Genomic DNA, 17,471 nt, shown 5'->3' on the forward strand with positions numbered 1-17,471 from the left:
GTTCAACCTTCCTCGGGTTCCATGGACAACCGCAGCGGGAACCCATTGTCCTGGGCCGCGGCCTCCACCGTCTTGAGCTTCGTCTCGGCGACCTCGAACGTATAGACGCCGGCCACTCCGACTCCGTTGTAATGGACGTGCAGCATGATCTGCACGGCATCCGACTCCGACTTGTGGAAGACCTCCTTGAGGACGGCCACCACGAACTCACGCGTCGTGTAGTTGTCGTTGTGCAGAAGCACCTTGTAGAGGGTCGGCTTCTTGAGCTTCTGCTTGGGGGCGGTCTCCGTGGCGACGGAGCCGTCGTTGTCATGCTTCTGCGCCATATTCCTGTCCGACTCCCTCTGATGACCTGGGAAGCGCGCCGTTTCAGGCCACTCCCTTGAAACCTGTCTCCGCCCGCCACTGCGGCAGTCCGCCCTGGACGGCTGCCCGCTCGTGCTCCAGGAAGCCGCGCACCGCCCGGTCCAGCCCCGGGTGGAGCAAGAGGTGGGCACTGTACGTGAGGCGCGGCTCGAAGCCCCGCGTGAGCTTGTGCTCGCCGCCCGCGCCCGGCTCGAAGCGTGTCAGCCCCTGGGCGATGGCCTCGGCCACCGGGTGGTAGAGGCACACGTTGAAGTGCAGGAAGGGGTGCTCCTCGAAACACCCCCAATAACGCCCGTACAGCACCTGGGGAGCCCTGAAGTTGAACGCGCCCGCCACCAGCCGGCCTTCCCGCCGGGCCTCCACCAGCTCGCAGCGGTGACGGAAGCCGGAGAGCATCCGCGCGAAGAAGTCGCGGGTGAGCAGGCGCGCGCCCCACGGATACTTGTCCACCGTGGAGGCGTACAGCCGGTGGAGCGTGTCCACGTCCACCTCGCACAGCGCGTCGCCGCGCAGCGTCTTCAGCTCGAGGCCCTGCTCGGCGGGCGCGCGCAGCTCCCGGCGCACCTGGTTGCGGCGCTTGGAGTGGAAGCGGGCGAGGAAGTCCTCCATCGTCCTGTAGCCGGCGTTGTCCCACTGGTACTGCACGCCCAGCCGCAGCGCGTAGCCCTGGGCCTCCAGCGTTGGCAGCTCCTCCTGGGTGGGGAACAGGACGTGGACGCCGGAGAGCTGCTCGGCGCGCGCGAACTCCAGCGCGCCCTGGTACAGCTCCGCCTCGCGTGCGGCGCGGTCCTCGCCGGGGGCCACCAGGACGCGCCGGCCGGTGGCGGGCGTGAAGGGCACGGTGAGCACCAGCTTCGGGTAGTAGCGCAGTCCCGCGCGCTCGGAGGCGGTGGCCCACGGCGCGTCGAAGATGAACTCGCCCTGGCTGTCGTCCTTGAGATAGGCGGGCGCGGCGGCCACCAATCGGGAGCCGCGCCACAACGTCAGGTGGCGGGGGTGCCAGCCGCGCTCGGGCACCGCGCTGCCGCTGTCCTCGAGCGCCGCGAGGAACGTCCACTCCAGGAAGGGCAGGGCCGCCTCGTCCACGAGCCCGTCCCAGAGGGAGGCGGGGACCTCGTGGATGGAGGGCAGGATGCGCAGGGTGGTGGGCAGCGGGGTGGACATCGGCGGCGCACGGTGGAGCGTGGGGCCAGCCTATAACGACGCGGGGCCCCTCATGCCACGGCCGGCCGGCCCCTACTTGCCGCGTGTCAATTCGGCGGCAAGGAAGCGGCCCGCCTCGGCCATGCCCTCGTCGCCCCGTCGACGTCCCTCCTCGGTCTCCATCACCCGGCGGGCCGCGTCGCTGGCGGTGCCCGCCTCCAGGTCCGTCAGCACCAGGAAGGCGCTCCAGGCGGGCGTCACCTCCGCCACGCGGCCCGGGCGCAGCGGGCGCTCCGACAACGTACCGGCGACCTTCTCCAACAGCCCGTCATCCGTGAGCCGCTTCGTCTTGCCGCGCATCGCGGTCCACGCCGCGTCCAGCAGCGCCGCGAGCATCCGCCCGGACATCGCGGACGTCAGCCGCTGCGCGGCCTCCTCCTCGTCGAGTCGGTGCGCCTGGGCGTAGGTGGGCACCAGCTTCGCGACCACGACGGCGCGGGTGGCGAGGTGGGCGAGTCGGGGAGGGTAGGACATGAACTCTCCTGGGCCCGTGCGGGCCCGGGTTACCAGCGGACGAGCAGACGGTAGCCCTCGACGTTGCGCTCCTCCACGGTGATTCGCGGCTGGGCGTTGGCCAGCTCCATCATCCGCTCCAGGCCGCCGGCCATCAGGTCCGGGCGGTTGTAGCGGTCCGTGAACACGATGCGCCGGCCCCGCTCACCCACGGGCGTCTGGGTGACGTCGATGTCCGTGCGCCCCATCAGCGCCAGGTAGCGCGGGATGCGCTCCGCCGCGCGCGCGGGGCCAATCATGGGCAGGGCCACCGCCGCCACCCGGCCGACCAGCGTGGAGGCGAAGCCGTCCACCAGCGTGCGGCCCAACCGACGGTAGGCCTCCTCGTCCGTCAGCGCGCCGAAGACCTCCCGCCTCGCCAGCAGCACCGCGCGCTGGAAGACCTCCACCGGATAGTCCACCTCCGGCCGCTTGATGTCGTAGCCCAGCGCCTCCAACTCCTCCACCAGCCGCCCGGAGACCTTCAGCCCCCGGACGAACAACCCCTCCAGCACGCTCGTGGGGATGCGTGGAGCCGCGGGCGCGGTTGACTCGACGGAGCGACGCAGCGGACTCGAGGCCATGTACGGCTCACCGGGGTGCAGAGGTCCTCCCACCATAGATTGTTTCAGGTTCCGCCGCGAATTCCGGCTGTTCTTTTATTTCCGGTTGAGAAGGCGAGGGACCTGGTGGGAGGGGCCCGAGCGGACGTTTGATTCCCCGAGGGTCGGGTTGCTATGGGGCCCCGAGCGCCTTAGAGGAGTGGCCGAGGAGAACTGCATGTCGGTGAACATCCAGCTTGAGTGGACCCCCAACCCCAGCACGCTGAAGTACGTGGTGGATCGGCGCCTGTTGGCGGGTGGCGCGGTGAGTATCACGAATCGTGAGGACGCCCAGGCGAAGTCGCCGCTGGCGCACAAGCTGATGGACGTGCGCGGGGTGACGGCGGTGATGATCGGCTCGAACTTCGTGACGGTGACGAAGGGCGAGGACGGTGAGTGGGACGAGCTGAACGACCAGGTGATGGAGACCCTGGACACGCACCTGACGGCGAACGAGCCGGTGGTGGACGAGGCGGCGGTGGCGGCGGCGCGTCAGGTGTCCTCGGAGGGGGGGGGCTCGGTGGAGTCGCGCATCCGCGAGGTGCTGGACGCGGAGATTCGTCCCGCGGTGGCGATGGACGGCGGTGACATCACGCTGGACCGCTTCGAGGACGGCATCGTGTACCTGCACATGAAGGGCTCGTGCGCGGGGTGTCCGTCGTCGACGGCGACGTTGAAGATGGGCATCGAGGGGCGTCTGCGGGAGATCATCCCCGAGGTGCTCGAAGTGGTGTCCGTCTGAGGCGCAACGTCAAGGCGTCGCAGGTCCGGCGGGAGCTCCTGCCGGACCAGTCGAAGGCGCTGTTGCGCGAGCTGCACCTGCTCACGCGCGAGGGGCACCTCAACGCGGACGCGCTGCGCAAGCTCAAGCAGGTCAACCACCTGATGGGGCTGATGCGTCCGGCGGTGGAGGACGTGAAGGCTCGCCATCCGGAGTCCGCGGTGTTCGTGGACGCGGGCAGCGGCAATGCGTACCTGGGGTTCGTGCTCTACGAGCTGTTCCTGAAGGACGCGGCCGGGGGCACGCTGTTGTCGGTGGAGGGGCGGCCGGAGCTGACGGAGCGCGCGAAGGGGCGCGCGGAGCGGCTGGGCTTCTCTCGGATGACGTTCCAGACGGCGCACATCGACCAGGCGGCGTATCCGGAGCGCATCCACCTGCTGATGGCGCTGCACGCGTGTGACACGGCCACGGACGACGCGCTCATCGCGGCGATTCGTCACGGGGCGGACCACGTGGCGGTGGTGCCGTGCTGTCAGGCCGAGGTGGCGGCGCAGCTCAAGGAGCAGCGGGCGGCGGGGAAGGGGAGCATGGGGCTGTTGTATGCGCACCCGTGGCACCGTCGCGAGTTCGGCTCGCATCTGACGAACGTGGTCCGCGCGCTGACGTTGGAGGCGTTCGGGTACCAGGTGACGGTGACGGAGCTGACGGGGTGGGAGCACTCGTTGAAGAACGAGCTCATCCTCGGGCGGCGCGTGCACCGGGACAATCGCCGGGCGCGGGTGCAGTTGGAGCGGCTGCTGGCGGAGACGGGTGTGAACCCGAAGCTGACGCGGGAGCTGGGCGTGAAGCCCGCGGCGTCGGGTGCGACGGAGCTGCCCGCGGAGCCCGTGGCGGAGGCTCCCGTCGAGGAGGCTCCGGTGCCGTCCGAGGGTTGATGCGCCGAGGCCGCGAGTGCTGCTCGCGGCGTTGGCCTCGCGATGAGCTGAGGCGTCCGAAAGGCGAGGCCGTCGGGCGCCGCTCGCGGTGTTGGCCCGCGATGCGTTGAGCCAAGGAGTCCGAAAAGCGAGGTCGTCGGGCGCCGCGCGCGGTGTTGGCCCGCGATGCGTTGAGCCAAGGAGTCCGAAAAGCGAGGCCATCGGGCACCGCTCCTGCGGCGGAGACACCGAGGCCGCGAGTGCTGCTCGGCGCGCTGGGGCGTAGTCATCTCGGCGAGCGAGGAGCGAGGAGCGCTCGGTGTCGGTGATGCGCCGCCTTGGTCAGAAGGGCGCGGGGCAGTCGAAAGTCACGCGCTCACCGGTCCCTGGATGCAGGAGGGTGAGTGACTCCGCGTGGAGCATGAGCCGCTCGCCGTCGCGGCCGTAGAGCCGGTCGCCGACGATGGGCGCGCCGAGGCCGAGCGGATGCGCGGCGTGGACGCGGAGTTGGTGCGTCCTGCCCGTGAGTGGGAAGAGGGCCACGCGCGTCCGACCGCCGCGACGCTCCAGCACACGCCACTCCGTCACGGCGGGCTTGCCGTGGATGGGGTCGTGAATCTGTCGGGGCCTGTCGTCGAGGTCGACGCGCATCGGGAAGTCGATGCGACCCTCTTCCCCGGTGACGATGCCGTCGACCCAGGCCACGTAGCGCTTGTGCACCTCGCGGTGGACGAACTGGCGTTGCAGCGCCGAGTGCGTGCGCGCATCGAGCGCGGCGACGAGCAGCCCGGAGGTGTCCAGGTCCAGCCGGTGCACGAGCAGGGGACCGGTGGCGTCGGGATGGCGTGCCCGCAGTCGCGTGAGGACCGAGTCGCTCAGCGAGGCCTCGCGCCCGGGAACGGAGAGCAGCCCATGGGGCTTGGCGATGACCACGAGCCAGCGGTCCTCGAACAGGATGCTCAGTGCGCCTGGAGTGGTGGACGGAGGCGTGAAGGTCCTTGGTGGCGCGACGTGGAGTCCCTCCAGCATGAAGGGCAACAGGGGGCCGCACTTGTCGCGACAGGCCGCGTAGTACGCGCCGGTGACTCGTCCTCCGGAGGGAGGCGGCGCGCCCCACCAGAACTCCGCGAGCGCGACGGGACGCAGCCCGTGAGCCCGTGCATATGCGAGCAGCTTGGGCGCGGCGCAGTCGGCGGCGCCCGAGGGCGGCTGGGCTCGCTCGTAGAGGCCGCGCAGGAGGCGGCGCTCTCCACGCGCATTGGTGATGACGTAGGTGTCGTGGATGCGCCGCATGACGGCGCGGCTCACCATGTGGCGCAGCCGGTCTAGTGCGCGAAGCCGACGCTCCAGACGCAGCAGCTTCGGCTCGAGGCTGCTTCGCTCTGAAGCATGGGTGGTCTCCAGGCGTCGTCGCTCGGCCTTGTCGCCACGGCTCTCCTGGTCGAGCGCGTGAAGACTGGTGCGCAGCGCCGCTGCCTGGGTGGCAGCCTCCGGAGTGGCACCCTCGCCATGACTCTCGGCCGGGCGCGAGGCGGGTGACTCCACCGTTCCACCCGGACGATCCACCCATGCCGGCGCGGCTCCATCGTCACGGCTTGATGCGCTGGGCACCTGTTGTGGACGCTTCGAGGATGCCCCGGTCAGCTCCGCCCTGCGTGCATGCCGCTGCTTTCGTCGGACCTCGTGCCGCTCACGCAGCGCCGCGAGCTCCGCCGCGTGTCTCGCGGATTGCTCCGCATGTGCTGCCCGCAGGGTCAGCAGCTCGGGAGAGGCCCGCATGGTCTCCGCGCGGGCGAGGAGCGCCTTCACGGTGGCCTCGCCCTGGGGCTCAAGGCTCGCTCGCGCCGCACGGTCGAACAGCGGAGGCACATACCCCTCCACGTCCCAGTGTCCAGCGAGCATCCCCGAGAAGGCCCGGAGGAACCCCAGACGCCCATCGGACAGGCGCACCACCAGGACGCCGAACATCTTCCCGCCCTCGCGGCCCTCCAGCGGCGGCGTGGGGACGCCCGGAGCCACCCACCCCTCACGAAGCTCGCGCTGCAACACCTCCGCTGCCTGCCTCGCCAGCGGCGAGGGGCCCAGCTCATCGAACGGGCTCGGCAGGCCGCCCCCGTCGAGAGGCGCCTCCCATCCTGGGTCGAGCAGGGTGATGCGCGCGTCGTCCACGTCGCCACCGCTAACACGAAACCCAGGCCCACGGGGAACGGGCCTGGGCACCCGGCGACGGACCTACTCGAGCGCGACCTTCTCCTCCGCGGGCCGCCGCTGGAAGCGATACAGCACGAAGCCGACCCCGAGCGCGATGGCCCCCGCGATGAGGTTCTTCTTCTCCGCGCTCAGCGCGAACACGACACACAGCGACGCCGCCGCGATGGGAATCACCGGCCCGCCGGGGATGCGGAACGCGTTGGCCGGCTGCTGGAGCTTGCGGCGCAGCACCGGGACGGCCACCGCCGTGCCGAAGTACGTGGCCAGCCGGGCCACCACGGACAACGTGGCGAGCACCTCGAACGAGCCCGAGAACGCCAACGGCAACGCGATGCCCGTCTGTACCAGGATGGCCGCCGTGGGCGTGCGGAAGCGCGGGTGCAGCGTGGCGAGCACCGCGGGCCCGAAGCCATCCCGCGCGAGCGCATACAGATACCGAGGCCCCGCGAGCACCGTGTTGCTGTTGGTGCCCAGGATCGACAGCGCGCCGCCCACCGTCATCATCAGGCCGCCCCAGCCCCCGAGGAACCTCGCGGCGGCGTCGGCCAGCGGCGTCTTCGCGTCCACCACCCCGGGCAACGTCCCCAGCGCCACCCACTGCACCGCGGTGTAGATGAGCGTGACGACGCCAATCTGCACGATGAGCGCGAAGGGCACGTCGCGGCGCGGGTTCTTGAACTCCCCCGCGGGCGCGGCCGTGTTCTCGAAGCCCGCATACGCGAACAGGAGCAGCAGCACCGCGGCGCCCAGGCTGCCGGTGCTCTTGGGCTCCACGGAGGTCGCCAGCGGCGCCGACACGAAGAAGATGCCCACGCCGATGAAGACCAGCAGCGGCACCGTCTTGGTGATGGCCAGGAAGACCGCGGTGCGAGCGCCGCTCTTCACCCCGACGACGTTGATGGCCGTGAGCGCGAGCAGCGGAATCGCGATGGCCAGGCTCTGACCGAAGCCCGCATTGGCGCCGGGCCACAGGTAGCCGAGCGCCCGGGAGAAGCCGACCGACAGCGAGGCCACCGAGGCGACGCGGGCCAGCCACGTCATCCACCCGACCTGGAAGCCCACCAGCTCGCCGAAGGCCTCGCGCGTGTAGAGGTACGCGCTGCCGGGCTTGTCGAAGTAGCTGGCGGCCTCCGCGAAGCAGAGCACGAGCAGCAGCACGGCCAGCCCGGCGAGCACCACGGCGCCGGTGCTCGCGGAGCCCAGGTTCGCCGCGGCCGCCGCGGGCAGCAGGTACACCCCGCTGCCGATGACGTCATTGATGGAGAAGCCCACCAGCTCCCAGCGGGAGACGGCGCGCCGCATGCCAACGTCTTGGGGACTCGAATCGCTTCCAGTCGTCATGGTGGGGTGGGGCGCCCGGGGGTGCTGACAGGGTGGGAGCAGGAAGCATACGTGCGTCGCCGCCTGTTTCGTCGAGTCCTTGGCGAAGGTCTCGCGGACTGCCCGTTCACGCGTTGCTGCACGACTCGAACACGAGGGGGAAAGAATGTCCTCGAATTGGTGGGGCGCAGTGCTTGCGGGTGTCGTGGTGTTGTCCTCCACGTCAGCCCGCGCGGATGTCCGTATCTACAATCAGGATGCCGAAGTTCCCATCTGGGTGAACTGGGACAGCTTCGAGGCGCAAGGGATTCCGGCCAGTTGGCGTGACCCCTTCATGTCCTGTCTCTACAACGCCATCGTGAAGTGGCGCACCATCGGCGCCTTCCGACTCAAGCCCGCCGTCTATGGCTACACGACGCGCACGGTGGCGTCGTCGGGCGAAATCATCGTGCAGATGAACGAGAAGCACGGCGATGGCTCCCGGGTGGCCTCCACCTTCGGGACGGGCAGCGCCATCACCATCATCTTCCACCGCAAGAGCTCCAACGGGACGCCCTGGACCTTCACGCCGCACCGCAACACCACGGGCGCCATCGACATGCAGGGCGTGGCCATCCACGAGTTCGGGCATGCGTTCGGCCTGGACCACGAGGACGGCATCACCACGGCGGTGATGTTCCCCTCGGTGCATGCGGGCATGCGCCATGGCCCGACGACGAAGGACTACACGGACGTGCGCGCGCTCTACGGTGCGCGGGATTACGACCGCGTCTACATGAAGCGCTCCACGGACAACGGCGTCTCCTGGAGCGCTTTCCCCACGAACCTCTCCGGCATCGGCGTGACGACGTCCATCGACCCGACGGCGCTGCGGGACACCAGCCAGACGGTGTTCTTCTACACGGGCGCGGGGAAGAACCCGCAGTGGATTCGCGGCAACTCGGACGGCTCCGTCTATGACACCAGCAAGTGGTTCGTCTTCGGCGGCGAGCGCAGCATCTACGGCACCACCGGCCATGGCTGGAACAATGACTACATCATGGCGTGGGTGGACCCGCTCAACGACGCCATGCAGATCCGCATGGTCAAGTCCACCGACGGAGGCGTCAGCTGGTTCGGTGTGGGCAACGTCGCCGGCGCCACCACCATCGGCACGCCGGCGGTGCACAAGCTGACCGACACCGTGTGGATTCTCGCGTACGCGAAGCTCGACCGCGCCAATCCCAACAATGACGGTCAGGTGGTGACGCGCGTCTCCACCAACGGCGGCTGGAACTGGGGGCCGGAGGTCGTGGTGCCGGTGCCTGCCTACTATCGGGCGCTCGCGGGGGTCTCCATCACCAGCTCCGGCAACAGCTTCATCCGGATCGGGTTCAGCTGGTCCGATGACATCCTGCACTCGAAGTACCTGGTGCGGACGCTGAAGCTGCACTGGGACGGGGCGGGCCTGGTCTACGACGGGATGCTGTACGGCACGGATGAGACGCGCACCCAGCCGTCGCTGGCGAAGAGCCTCAGTGGCATGCATCAGGCCGTCCGGGGCACCAACTTCGCGGGGGTGCTGTACTCGCGGACGTCGCCGAACGATGGCTCCGCGTGGGGCACGGCGGGGCCGGAGATTGCGCCGGGCTCGCTCGTCACGCCCTCGTTGTCCGCGCACAGGGACTACAGCTTCGTCTTCGCGCACTACCTGCAGTGAGTTCCTCCGGGGCGCCCCATCCCGTCTCCGCCTGGGGCGGGGTGGGGGCATGGTTCCTTCGTCGTGCGAAGCGAGGAGTGATTGACATGCATGGGACCACGCTCACGCGGCTTGGGCTGATGGTGCTGTTCGCGGTTTCGGTGTCGGCGAGGGCTTCGTCCTCCATGGGGCCGATTCCGCCCGAGGACATCGTGCGGCAGGGCACGTCGGTGGTGGTGGGCCGCTTCCTGGAGGGGGCGTCGGTCCACTGGCGCGAGCTGGGCGGACAGTTCGACGACCAGGGACGCCCCATCACGGTGCGCGAGGTGTACACGCTGCGCGACTTCGAGGTCCTCGAGGTCGTCGATGGCGCGCCACCGCCGGCGCGGCTGCGCATCCTGACCGTGGGCGGCACGGTGGAGGGGATTCACACGCCGGAGAGCTTCAACGCGCCGCCGCCTGGAGTCGCGGTGGGGTTGGCGTTGCTGCCCGTGGAGGGGCAGGGCGAGACCTTCCTCATCGTACACGTCCGCTCGTTCGAGGCGGACTCGCCCGCGAAGCTCGCGTCGTTCAGGGGCTTCGTGCGTGAGGCCCGCAAGCCCGTTCCGGAGTCGCCCGAGGACGCGCTGGCTCGTGACCTCGAGCGGCAGCAGCCCCCGCCTCCGGACCCGGCGCTGCAGGTGACGGACGAAGCGACAGGGCCCAAGGTGCCAGAGGAGCCTCCCGTCGAGGAGGTGGGGCCCGGGACCCGAGCGACGCCTGAAGATGCTCGCGGGACGCCGGATGTCGTTGCTCCGCGGGGCGCGCCCACGCCCGCCCAGGACAGGGCACCATCGGAGCGAGAAGTGGATGCCGGGTCAGCGCGTCAGGTGCCCCCTTCTCCCGCGGAGGCCGCGACGAAGGCCGTCGAGGATTCGGACACCTCGGCGATTCATGTTGGCTGGGCGGGCTCACTCTTCGCCATCGTCGTCGCGGTGGCCATCGTCGCCCGGGTGACCTTTCGTCGCCGCGATTGAGCCGAGGTGCCGAACCTCCGTGGTGGCTCGCGGAGGTGAAGACCGCGTCACGGGTCGAGACCGTTGCTCCAGGCGGCAGGGGTGCGAGGCCGTCGATGGACGGAGCGCTGGCGGCGCTCTCCGCGAGGGCCACACTTCCCGGGGACACGTGCGTGGTTGTTCAGCGGCGCGGCGAGAGCGCCTCCGTGAGGAGCAGCTTGCAGCGCAGGCCGCCGTTGCGCACGGGCAGGCTCCGCGCCTCCGGCAGGTTCAGCGCCTTCACGAGCCCCGTGTCCTCGGGGACCAGCAGCGCCGCGCGCCAGCCGGTGAAGCCCTTGCGGAGCGTCTCGCCCATCGCCCGATAGAGCCCGGGCAGGTCCTCGCCCTCGCCCACGCGCTTGCCGTAGGGCGGGTTCGCCACCAACAGCCCGGGGCCTCCGGGGGGCGCCGTCAGCGTCTTCACGTCCTTGCGCTCCAGGGAGAGCGTCACGCCCGCGCGGCGCGCGTTCCTTCGGGCGGTTCCCAGCGAGCCCGCGTTGATGTCGAAGCCGTGCAGGGCCCCCCGTGGCGCGGCCAGCGCTTCCGACTCCGCCCGCGCCTTGCGCTCCGCCCAGCCATTCGCATCGAAGCCCGGAAACGATTCGAACGCGAAGCCATGCATCAAGCCTGGCGCTCGCTTCATCGACATCCACGCGCCTTCCACCAGGAAGGTCCCCGAGCCGCACATCGGGTCCACGAGCGGCTCCGCGCCGTCGTAGCCCGCCAGCGTCAGGATGCCCGCCGCGAGCGTCTCCCGCAGGGGCGCGCGGCTGATCTCCTGTCGATAGCCGCGGCGATGCAGCGGCTCGCCGCTGGTGTCGGCGCTCACCGTGAAGACATCGCCCTCCACGCGCACGAGCAACGTGAGCCCGGGACCGCCCTCCTCGTCGAGCGGCCCCGCGCGGGCCACCGACTCCACGCCCCACGCCTCCGCCGCCGCGTCCATCACCACGTCCGCGCCCGGGACTCCCGAGCGCTTCAGCGTCACCGACATCCGAGGTGGCGAGCGACGGTCCCAGATGCGCGACAGCTCCAGTCCGCGCAGGCCCCGGACCAGCACATCCTCGTCGTTCGCCCGGAAGACGCCCAGTCGCAGCAGCACACGGCTGGCGGTGCGCAGGCGCAGGTTCGCCTCCTGATGCAGCCCGGTGGGCCCCTCCAGCTCCACACCGCCCTCGGCGCGGCGAGGCTTCCATCCGAGCGCGGCGCACTCCGACTCCAGCGCGGGCTCCAGTCCAGGAAGGGTGGAGACATAGACATGCTCGGAGGCGCGGGCGTTGGTCACGGGAGGCCCATTGTCCGTGCTCCCGTGCGGACCGCAACGACTCATTGCGGCCTCGCTCCCCGAGGCCGAGCGCTTCGTGGCGAACCGAAGTGACTGAGCGCGGGTTCGCCCGAGGACACCCTCCGTGGCGGGGGCATCACTCGCGCCTCGCGTCCTCCACGCCAAGGCGCGGGATGCGGGCCCGCGGTCCTGCCCGTGGAGCTCCCGTGCAGGGCTCCACGGGCCCCGGCACGCAAGCCCTCACGGGGCTGGCGCGGAGGGCGGCTCGTGCAGCCGTGTCACCGACAGCGGAGTCGGGGGATTCGCGTAGACGCCCTGGTACTCGGGAGGCAGCAGCCGCGCCACCCGGCGCATCATCGCGTCCGCCAGCGCCTGCCTCGCGTCCTCCGCGCCGACGGTCTCGGGCTCCAGGTCCTCCATGCGGAACGCCGGCCCCACCCGCACCCGGACCTGCGCGTGGTACAGCCGCTCACCCCCCATGTCCGAGTCGTTGATGGGCATCAGCTTCTCGGTCCCCATCAGCGCCACCGGCACCACGGGCACCCCCGCGCGCTTCGCGATGAGCGCCACGCCCTTCTTCGCCTGGAGCAGCTCGTGGGTCCGGCTCCGCGCGCCCTCGGGGAAGATGAGCACCGAGCTGCCGCCCTTGAGCGTCTCCACCGCGCGCCGCATCGCCTCGATGTCCGGCGAGTTGGGCTTGATGGCAATCGTCTCCATCACCTCCGAGGCCAGCCGCGTCATCACCGTGCCCTGCAGCTTCACGCCCGCCAGGAACACCAGCTTCCGGGGACGGAAGGCGCGGTCCAGCGTGAAGCCGTCCGCGTTCGACAGGTGGTTGCAGATGTAGAGACAGGGCACGTCCGGGAGGTTGCCGCGGCCCTCCACCACCTCGTCGGCCAGGGCATCCCACACCCCGTCCATCAGGGTACGCACCACGTGGCGCCGGACTCCCTCCGGCAGCCGTGCCATCAGCGAAAAGAGAATGCGGAGCACGCGTCGGTCGCCTCCACCTCGGGACGGCTTGAGAGCATGGACAAGTCGGCGCCCAGGCGTCCGACCTCTTTCACCCATCCTTCAGCCCCACCACTGGCCACCAGAAGATGTAGTCCCAGCCTCCTTCCCGGTCAGCGCCCACGCCGCGCCAGCCCCCTGCCCGCATGCCGTCCCGTCGTGCAGCCAACGCTCCGGACCGACTCCGGGACGGGCCACTCGGGGCCCCTGTCACGGACCGGTATCCCACGCAGTCCGCGTCAACCCCATCGGCGAGCACCCCGGGTTTGGGCTAAGGGAGGGGCCATGAGCGCCGCCGAAGCGAGTCCCTCGCGCAGCAGGAAGCCCGTGGAGTACGAGGTCACCGTCGACCATGTGCGGATGGACACGCACGACACGGCCACCCTCTTCCTCGACTTCGGGGACGTCCGGCCCGACTACAAGGCCGGCCAGTTCATCAACATCGACCCGCACCAGTTCCCCGCGCTCGGGCGCTTGTCCGCCTACCTGCAGGAGCAGAAGGGGCGCAAGGAGCCCCAGCGCTCCTACTCCCTGGCCTCCGCCCCCCACGAGCGCCACGTGGCCATCACCGTGAAGGACGAGGAGTTCATCCCCGGCCTCACCCGCTACCCGCCGCTGCTCTCGCCCTTCCTCGTCCACGGCCGGCTCACCGGCGCGCGCCTCAAGGTGCTCGGCTTCATGGGCCCCTACGTGCTGCCCGACGACGTGGAGACGCGCACGGGCCACGTCGTCCACCTGGTGGCCGGCTCGGGCGCGGTGCCCAACTTCGCCATCCTCAAGGACGCGCTGCACCGCGGCCTGAAGACGCGCCACACCGTCCTCATGTCCAACAAGACGTGGAGCGACATCCTCTACCGCGACGAGCTGGAGGCCCTGGCCCGGCGGCACGCGGACCGCGTCCGGCTGGTGCACACCCTCACGCGCGAGCTGGACGAGTCGCGCTTCGGCGGCGACGTGCGCAAGGGCCGCGTCCACCAGGCGCTCCTCGAGGAGCTCATCCCGGACCGCGACACGTGCCTGGTCTACGCGTGCGGCCCCGCGATTACTCCGTGGGACCGACGCAAGGCGCTGGAGACGCGCACGCCCGCGACGCCGCGCTTCATGGAGACGGTGCTCGGCCACCTCCACGCGCTCGGCATCGACGACAAGCGCATCAGGCGGGAGACCTACGGGTAGGCTCCAGCGGGAGCACCACCTCGAAGCGCGCGCCCCGCTTCGGCCGACCACTGGCGCGCACCTGCCCGCCATGCGCCAGCACCACGCGCTTGACGATGGCCAGCCCCAGCCCGCGTCCGTTGGCGCGCGTGAGGAAGAAGGGCTCGAAGACGCGGCGCGGGTCCACGTCGGGGATGCCCGGGCCCTCGTCCTCCACCGTCAGCCGCACGCCCTCGTCCCCGGGCTCCACGCTCAGCTTCACGCGCCCGCCCGGAGGCGAGGCCTGCACCGCGTTGCGCACCAGGTGCGTCACCGCGAGCTGGAGCAGCGTCTCGTCGCCCATCAGCTCCGGCGTGTCGGGAGCCTCGTCCACGGTGAAGCGCAGCGTGGGCGCGTCCGGAGGGCCGTGCATCTGCCCCAGCGCGCGCCGCACCAGCTCGCCCAGGTGGACCCTCCGGGGCCTGGGCTCCAGCGGACGCACCACGTCCAGCAGGTCGCGGACGATGTCCTCCAGCCGGATGGCCTCCTCCTCCAGCATGCCCACCGCGGCCTGCCCCGTGGGGCCCAGGTGCGCCTCGCGCCGCAGCACCGCCACCGCGTTGAGGATGGCGCCCAGGGGGTTGCGCACCTCGTGCGCGACCACGCCCGCGGCCTCGCCCAGCACCATCAGCCGCTCCTGCGCCACCAACTCGTCCTGCAGCCGTGACACCTCCTCCAACCGCTGTGAGGCGACGCGGTGGTGGCGCACGTTCTCCAGCACGCCGCCCACCATCTGCGCGAACAGCTCCAGCGTGCTCGCGGCGGCGGGCGTGAGGTTCAAGCCCTGCGCGGAGAGGATGCCGAAGGGCTGGCCCTCCACGAAGATGGGCGCGTCCAGCGCGCGGATGCCGGGAGGGTAGGCCCGCTGGATGTCCTCGAAGACCTCGCTGCTGTGGATGCGGTGGGCCGCGCCGAGCGCGTCCTGATGGAAGGCCGCCTTGCGCCGCGAGAGCACCTCCGCCAGATGGGGGAGGGTGGTGAGCGGCAGCCGCACCTGGGTGACGGGCATGCCGTACTTGCGCTCGGCCAGCGCGACGATTTCGGGCTCCTGCCGCATGGGCCCGTGCCGGAAGGTGTCGCCCTCCACCAGGAGGATGGCCGCGTAGAAGCCCTGGCGGTGCACGGCCTCCACCGCCGTCTCCAGCACCTCGTGCTCGTCCCGGGCGTGGAGCAGCTCCGTGGCGGCGGCGCCCAGGGCCTCGGTGAGCCGGCGCGCGGTGTCCTCGCCTCCCGCGTCGTGCAGCAGCACCACCGTCTCGTCCGGCGACGCGCCGGGCGCGTACGTGGCCGTCAGCGTGCGCTCCTGTCCATCCGCGCGGCGCATGCGCAGCCAGAGGGGATGCTCGGGACGGTTGCCGTCGCGCACGAGCGCCTCGTGGAAGGCCTCCACCCAGCCGCGCTCGGCGGAGATGAAGCGCGCGATGTGGGCGGAGACGGGCGTGGCCTTCAGCTCCTCGAGGGAGATTCCCAGCAGCGAGGCCATGGCCTGGTTGGCCACCAGGACCTGCTCTCCCCGGATGACGGACGCGGCGGTGGGCAGCCCGTCGAGCAGCCAGTAGTCAGGAGGCGTGGCGGGGGCGTCGGGAGGCACGGAGGTCATCCTGGAGGGCGTCGGGAGGGGGGATGCAATCGTCGGCGCGGTGTCCCGTAGGAAAGGGGGAGGGGGCAACACGAGGGACGGAGGACACCATGAACAACTTCATGAATGTGATGGGCCGCGATGACCTGGAGCTCAAGGCGGTGATGGCGGTGATGGCGACCTTCGTGATGACGGGCGCGGTGCTGCTCGGACAGCTGCTCTAGGCGTCCTGTCCGAGCGGCCCCTACCGCTCGGGCCTACTTCGGGGGCTTGCGGCTGACGAACTGCTGGATGAACTCGCGCTCCTCCTTGCGGAGGCTGCTGAGCCGCAAGCCGTAGCCGCGAGGGTTCTTCCCGTCGTCCAGCGAGTTCTCCCAGATGACCGAGCTGCGCAGCGTCATCACGCGCGACGGGTCATCGAAGCGCAACGTCAGCTCCACCAGCGTGCCCAGCCGCAGCGGCTTGTCCGTCGCGATGAACAGGCCGCCGGAGGACAGGTTGATGATGCGGTGGTCCGTGAAGATGCCGGTGTTCTGCATCGACACCTTCACGTCCGCGTGGATGCGATCATCCTGGCGGCGCTCCAACCCCACGAACTCCGCGCTGGAATAGGTGGGCGCGGCGGCGGCCCGCCTCAGGGGCACGGCCGGGGGCGGCGGCGCGGGCTGCGGCGGCGGCAGGGTGTGCGTGCGCTGCACCGGCGGCGCGGCGGGCACCCGGGCCGCCACCGGCGCCGAGGGCTGCATCACCGGCGGCGGCGGACGCGGCGGCGGCGCGGGCTGCGGCGGCGGCTGGGGCCTGGCGGCGACCGCCACCGGCGGCGACGCGTACGCGGGGGCGGCCACGGGCGGCGGCGCATGGACGGGCGCGGCCACCGGCGGCGGCGCGTACGCGGGGGCAATCGAGGGCGGAGGCGCGGGCGGCAGGGGCCCGTTCATGTCCAGCCGGGGCGGCACCGGGCGGGCCTGCTGGTAGGCGCCTTGCGAGTAGAGGACCTCCACCTCGCGCATGCAGCGCGACAGGAAGTCGAAGATCTCCGCGGACACCTTGCGCAGCTCCGGATGCGTCTCCGGGGCCAGGTGCTCGGGTGCGAAGCGCTTGGCCATGCGGAAGAAGGCCAGGCGCACCTCGTCGAGCGAGGACGAGGGCTTGGCGCCGAAGACCTCGTGTGGAGGCAGGTTCTGCAGCCCCTTGAGCTGGGTGCGCAGGCGCTCGGCCTGCTGCTGCTCCACCGACTGTGACGGGCGCGCGGCGGTGAACAGGTCCGCCAGCTCCGGCAGCTCCTGGAGGGCCACCCATTGGGTGCCATCGCGCGACGCGCGCACGGCGGCCTTCATCCGACCGGAGGCAATCAGCTCGCGCAGGGCCTGGAGGGCGATGGGCCCCAGTACGCGGCCGAGATTGTCCGCTACCCAGTAACCGACAGCAGGAGACGACACGCAGACACCTCTGAAGTCAGTGGGCCAACGCCTGGCGCACGGCCGAGGCGATTTCCAGCGGATGGAAGGGCTTACCCACGAAGCCCACCGCGCCAGCGGCCATGGCCTGCTCCACCACGGGCTCCGCGTCCATGCTGCTGATGACGAGCACTCGCGTGCCGGGCGACACCTGCTTGATGGCGCCGAGCACCTCCAGGCCGCTCTTCTTCGGCATGAACAGGTCCAGGAACATCACCGCGGGCTTCTCGCGTGCGGCCACCGCGAGGCCCTCTTCTCCGTCGGCGGCCTCGAGCAGTCGCAGCTCGATGCCCGTGTCGGCGATGACGTCCTTGAGGATGCGGCGCACGAAGCTGTCGTCGTCGACGAGCAGCAGTGTCGGGGTGTCGGACATGGCGCCGCATGATACTTGGACCGCGCAACAT

16 protein-coding genes are annotated in these 17,471 nt (G+C 70.7%); 5 read left to right on the top strand and 11 right to left on the bottom strand.

Annotation, left to right across the window (positions count from 1 at the left end; translation table 11 throughout):
• Positions 1–2: 2 nt before the first annotated feature.
• The 4 genes from K8640_RS19735 to K8640_RS19750 form a co-directional block, all read right to left on the bottom strand.
• Entirely contained in the window at positions 3–326 is a 324-nt protein-coding gene (locus K8640_RS19735) for an ATP-dependent Clp protease adaptor ClpS (RefSeq protein ID WP_046715870.1), read from the bottom strand.
• A gap of 43 nt (positions 327–369) precedes the next feature.
• Positions 370–1,530, bottom strand: a complete 1,161-nt coding sequence (locus K8640_RS19740) for a GNAT family N-acetyltransferase (RefSeq protein WP_223748421.1) — start codon at positions 1,528–1,530, stop codon at positions 370–372.
• A gap of 72 nt (positions 1,531–1,602) precedes the next feature.
• Positions 1,603–2,043, bottom strand: coding sequence for a hypothetical protein (locus tag K8640_RS19745; RefSeq protein WP_223748422.1), 441 nt, complete (start codon positions 2,041–2,043; stop codon positions 1,603–1,605).
• A 29-nt stretch (positions 2,044–2,072) separates the two neighbouring features.
• On the bottom strand, positions 2,073–2,645 hold the full coding sequence (locus K8640_RS19750) for a DUF2378 family protein (RefSeq protein ID WP_223748423.1): 573 nt from the start codon (positions 2,643–2,645) through the stop codon (positions 2,073–2,075).
• Between the two features lie 196 nt (positions 2,646–2,841).
• On the opposite strand from K8640_RS19750, the gene K8640_RS19755 reads away from it, so the two are divergent.
• Together K8640_RS19755 and K8640_RS19760 are read left to right on the top strand one after the other, a co-directional pair.
• Positions 2,842–3,405: a NifU family protein gene (locus K8640_RS19755; RefSeq protein WP_141331543.1), complete on the top strand. Its 564-nt coding sequence runs from the start codon at positions 2,842–2,844 to the stop codon at positions 3,403–3,405.
• A gap of 113 nt (positions 3,406–3,518) precedes the next feature.
• A complete protein-coding gene (locus tag K8640_RS19760) occupies positions 3,519–4,319 on the top strand; it encodes an SAM-dependent methyltransferase (protein ID WP_255653271.1) in 801 nt (266 codons plus the stop codon).
• 321 nt (positions 4,320–4,640) lie between these two features.
• Here the strand turns inward: K8640_RS19760 and K8640_RS19765 are convergent, their stop codons facing one another.
• Both K8640_RS19765 and K8640_RS19770 read right to left on the bottom strand, forming a co-directional pair.
• Positions 4,641–6,467 (bottom strand): RluA family pseudouridine synthase, encoded by a 1,827-nt coding sequence (locus K8640_RS19765; RefSeq protein WP_223748424.1) that lies wholly within the window; start codon positions 6,465–6,467, stop codon positions 4,641–4,643.
• 63 nt (positions 6,468–6,530) lie between these two features.
• Entirely contained in the window at positions 6,531–7,811 is a 1,281-nt protein-coding gene (locus K8640_RS19770; RefSeq protein ID WP_223748425.1) for an APC family permease, read from the bottom strand.
• Positions 7,812–7,995: 184 nt separating this feature from the next.
• Between K8640_RS19770 and K8640_RS19775 the strand changes: the two genes are divergently transcribed.
• Both K8640_RS19775 and K8640_RS19780 read left to right on the top strand, forming a co-directional pair.
• On the top strand, positions 7,996–9,528 hold the full coding sequence (locus tag K8640_RS19775; protein WP_223748426.1) for a matrixin family metalloprotease: 1,533 nt from the start codon (positions 7,996–7,998) through the stop codon (positions 9,526–9,528).
• 86 nt (positions 9,529–9,614) lie between these two features.
• Complete coding sequence (locus tag K8640_RS19780) at positions 9,615–10,523, top strand: hypothetical protein (protein WP_223748427.1); 909 nt, start codon at positions 9,615–9,617, stop codon at positions 10,521–10,523.
• 160 nt (positions 10,524–10,683) lie between these two features.
• Here the strand turns inward: K8640_RS19780 and K8640_RS19785 are convergent, their stop codons facing one another.
• Together K8640_RS19785 and K8640_RS19790 are read right to left on the bottom strand one after the other, a co-directional pair.
• Positions 10,684–11,871, bottom strand: a complete 1,188-nt coding sequence (locus K8640_RS19785; protein ID WP_223748428.1) for a class I SAM-dependent RNA methyltransferase — start codon at positions 11,869–11,871, stop codon at positions 10,684–10,686.
• 195 nt (positions 11,872–12,066) lie between these two features.
• The gene (locus tag K8640_RS19790; RefSeq protein ID WP_141331553.1) at positions 12,067–12,819 is read right to left on the bottom strand and encodes a 1-acyl-sn-glycerol-3-phosphate acyltransferase; all 753 of its coding nucleotides are present in this window, start codon (positions 12,817–12,819) and stop codon (positions 12,067–12,069) included.
• A gap of 303 nt (positions 12,820–13,122) precedes the next feature.
• Here K8640_RS19790 and K8640_RS19795 point away from each other — a divergent pair, with 303 nt between their 5' ends.
• Positions 13,123–14,013, top strand: a complete 891-nt coding sequence (locus tag K8640_RS19795) for an oxidoreductase (protein WP_223748429.1) — start codon at positions 13,123–13,125, stop codon at positions 14,011–14,013.
• Here K8640_RS19795 and K8640_RS19800 read toward each other — a convergent pair.
• The 3 genes from K8640_RS19800 to K8640_RS19810 all read right to left on the bottom strand — a co-directional run bounded on the left by K8640_RS19800 (position 13,991) and on the right by K8640_RS19810 (position 17,440).
• Positions 13,991–15,631 (bottom strand): ATP-binding protein, encoded by a 1,641-nt coding sequence (locus K8640_RS19800; RefSeq protein WP_370640366.1) that lies wholly within the window; start codon positions 15,629–15,631, stop codon positions 13,991–13,993. The two genes, K8640_RS19795 and K8640_RS19800, sit on opposite strands and share 23 nt — an antisense overlap.
• A 236-nt stretch (positions 15,632–15,867) precedes the next feature.
• A complete protein-coding gene (locus K8640_RS19805) occupies positions 15,868–17,049 on the bottom strand; it encodes a TIGR02266 family protein (RefSeq protein ID WP_223748431.1) in 1,182 nt (393 codons plus the stop codon).
• Positions 17,050–17,065: 16 nt separating this feature from the next.
• The gene (locus K8640_RS19810) at positions 17,066–17,440 is read right to left on the bottom strand and encodes a response regulator (RefSeq protein ID WP_046715860.1); all 375 of its coding nucleotides are present in this window, start codon (positions 17,438–17,440) and stop codon (positions 17,066–17,068) included.
• Between the last annotated feature and the right edge of the window lie 31 nt (positions 17,441–17,471).

The sequence above is a fragment of the Myxococcus sp. XM-1-1-1 genome (assembly GCF_020037095.1).
GTDB classification, from domain to species: Bacteria; Myxococcota; Myxococcia; order Myxococcales; family Myxococcaceae; genus Myxococcus; species Myxococcus fulvus.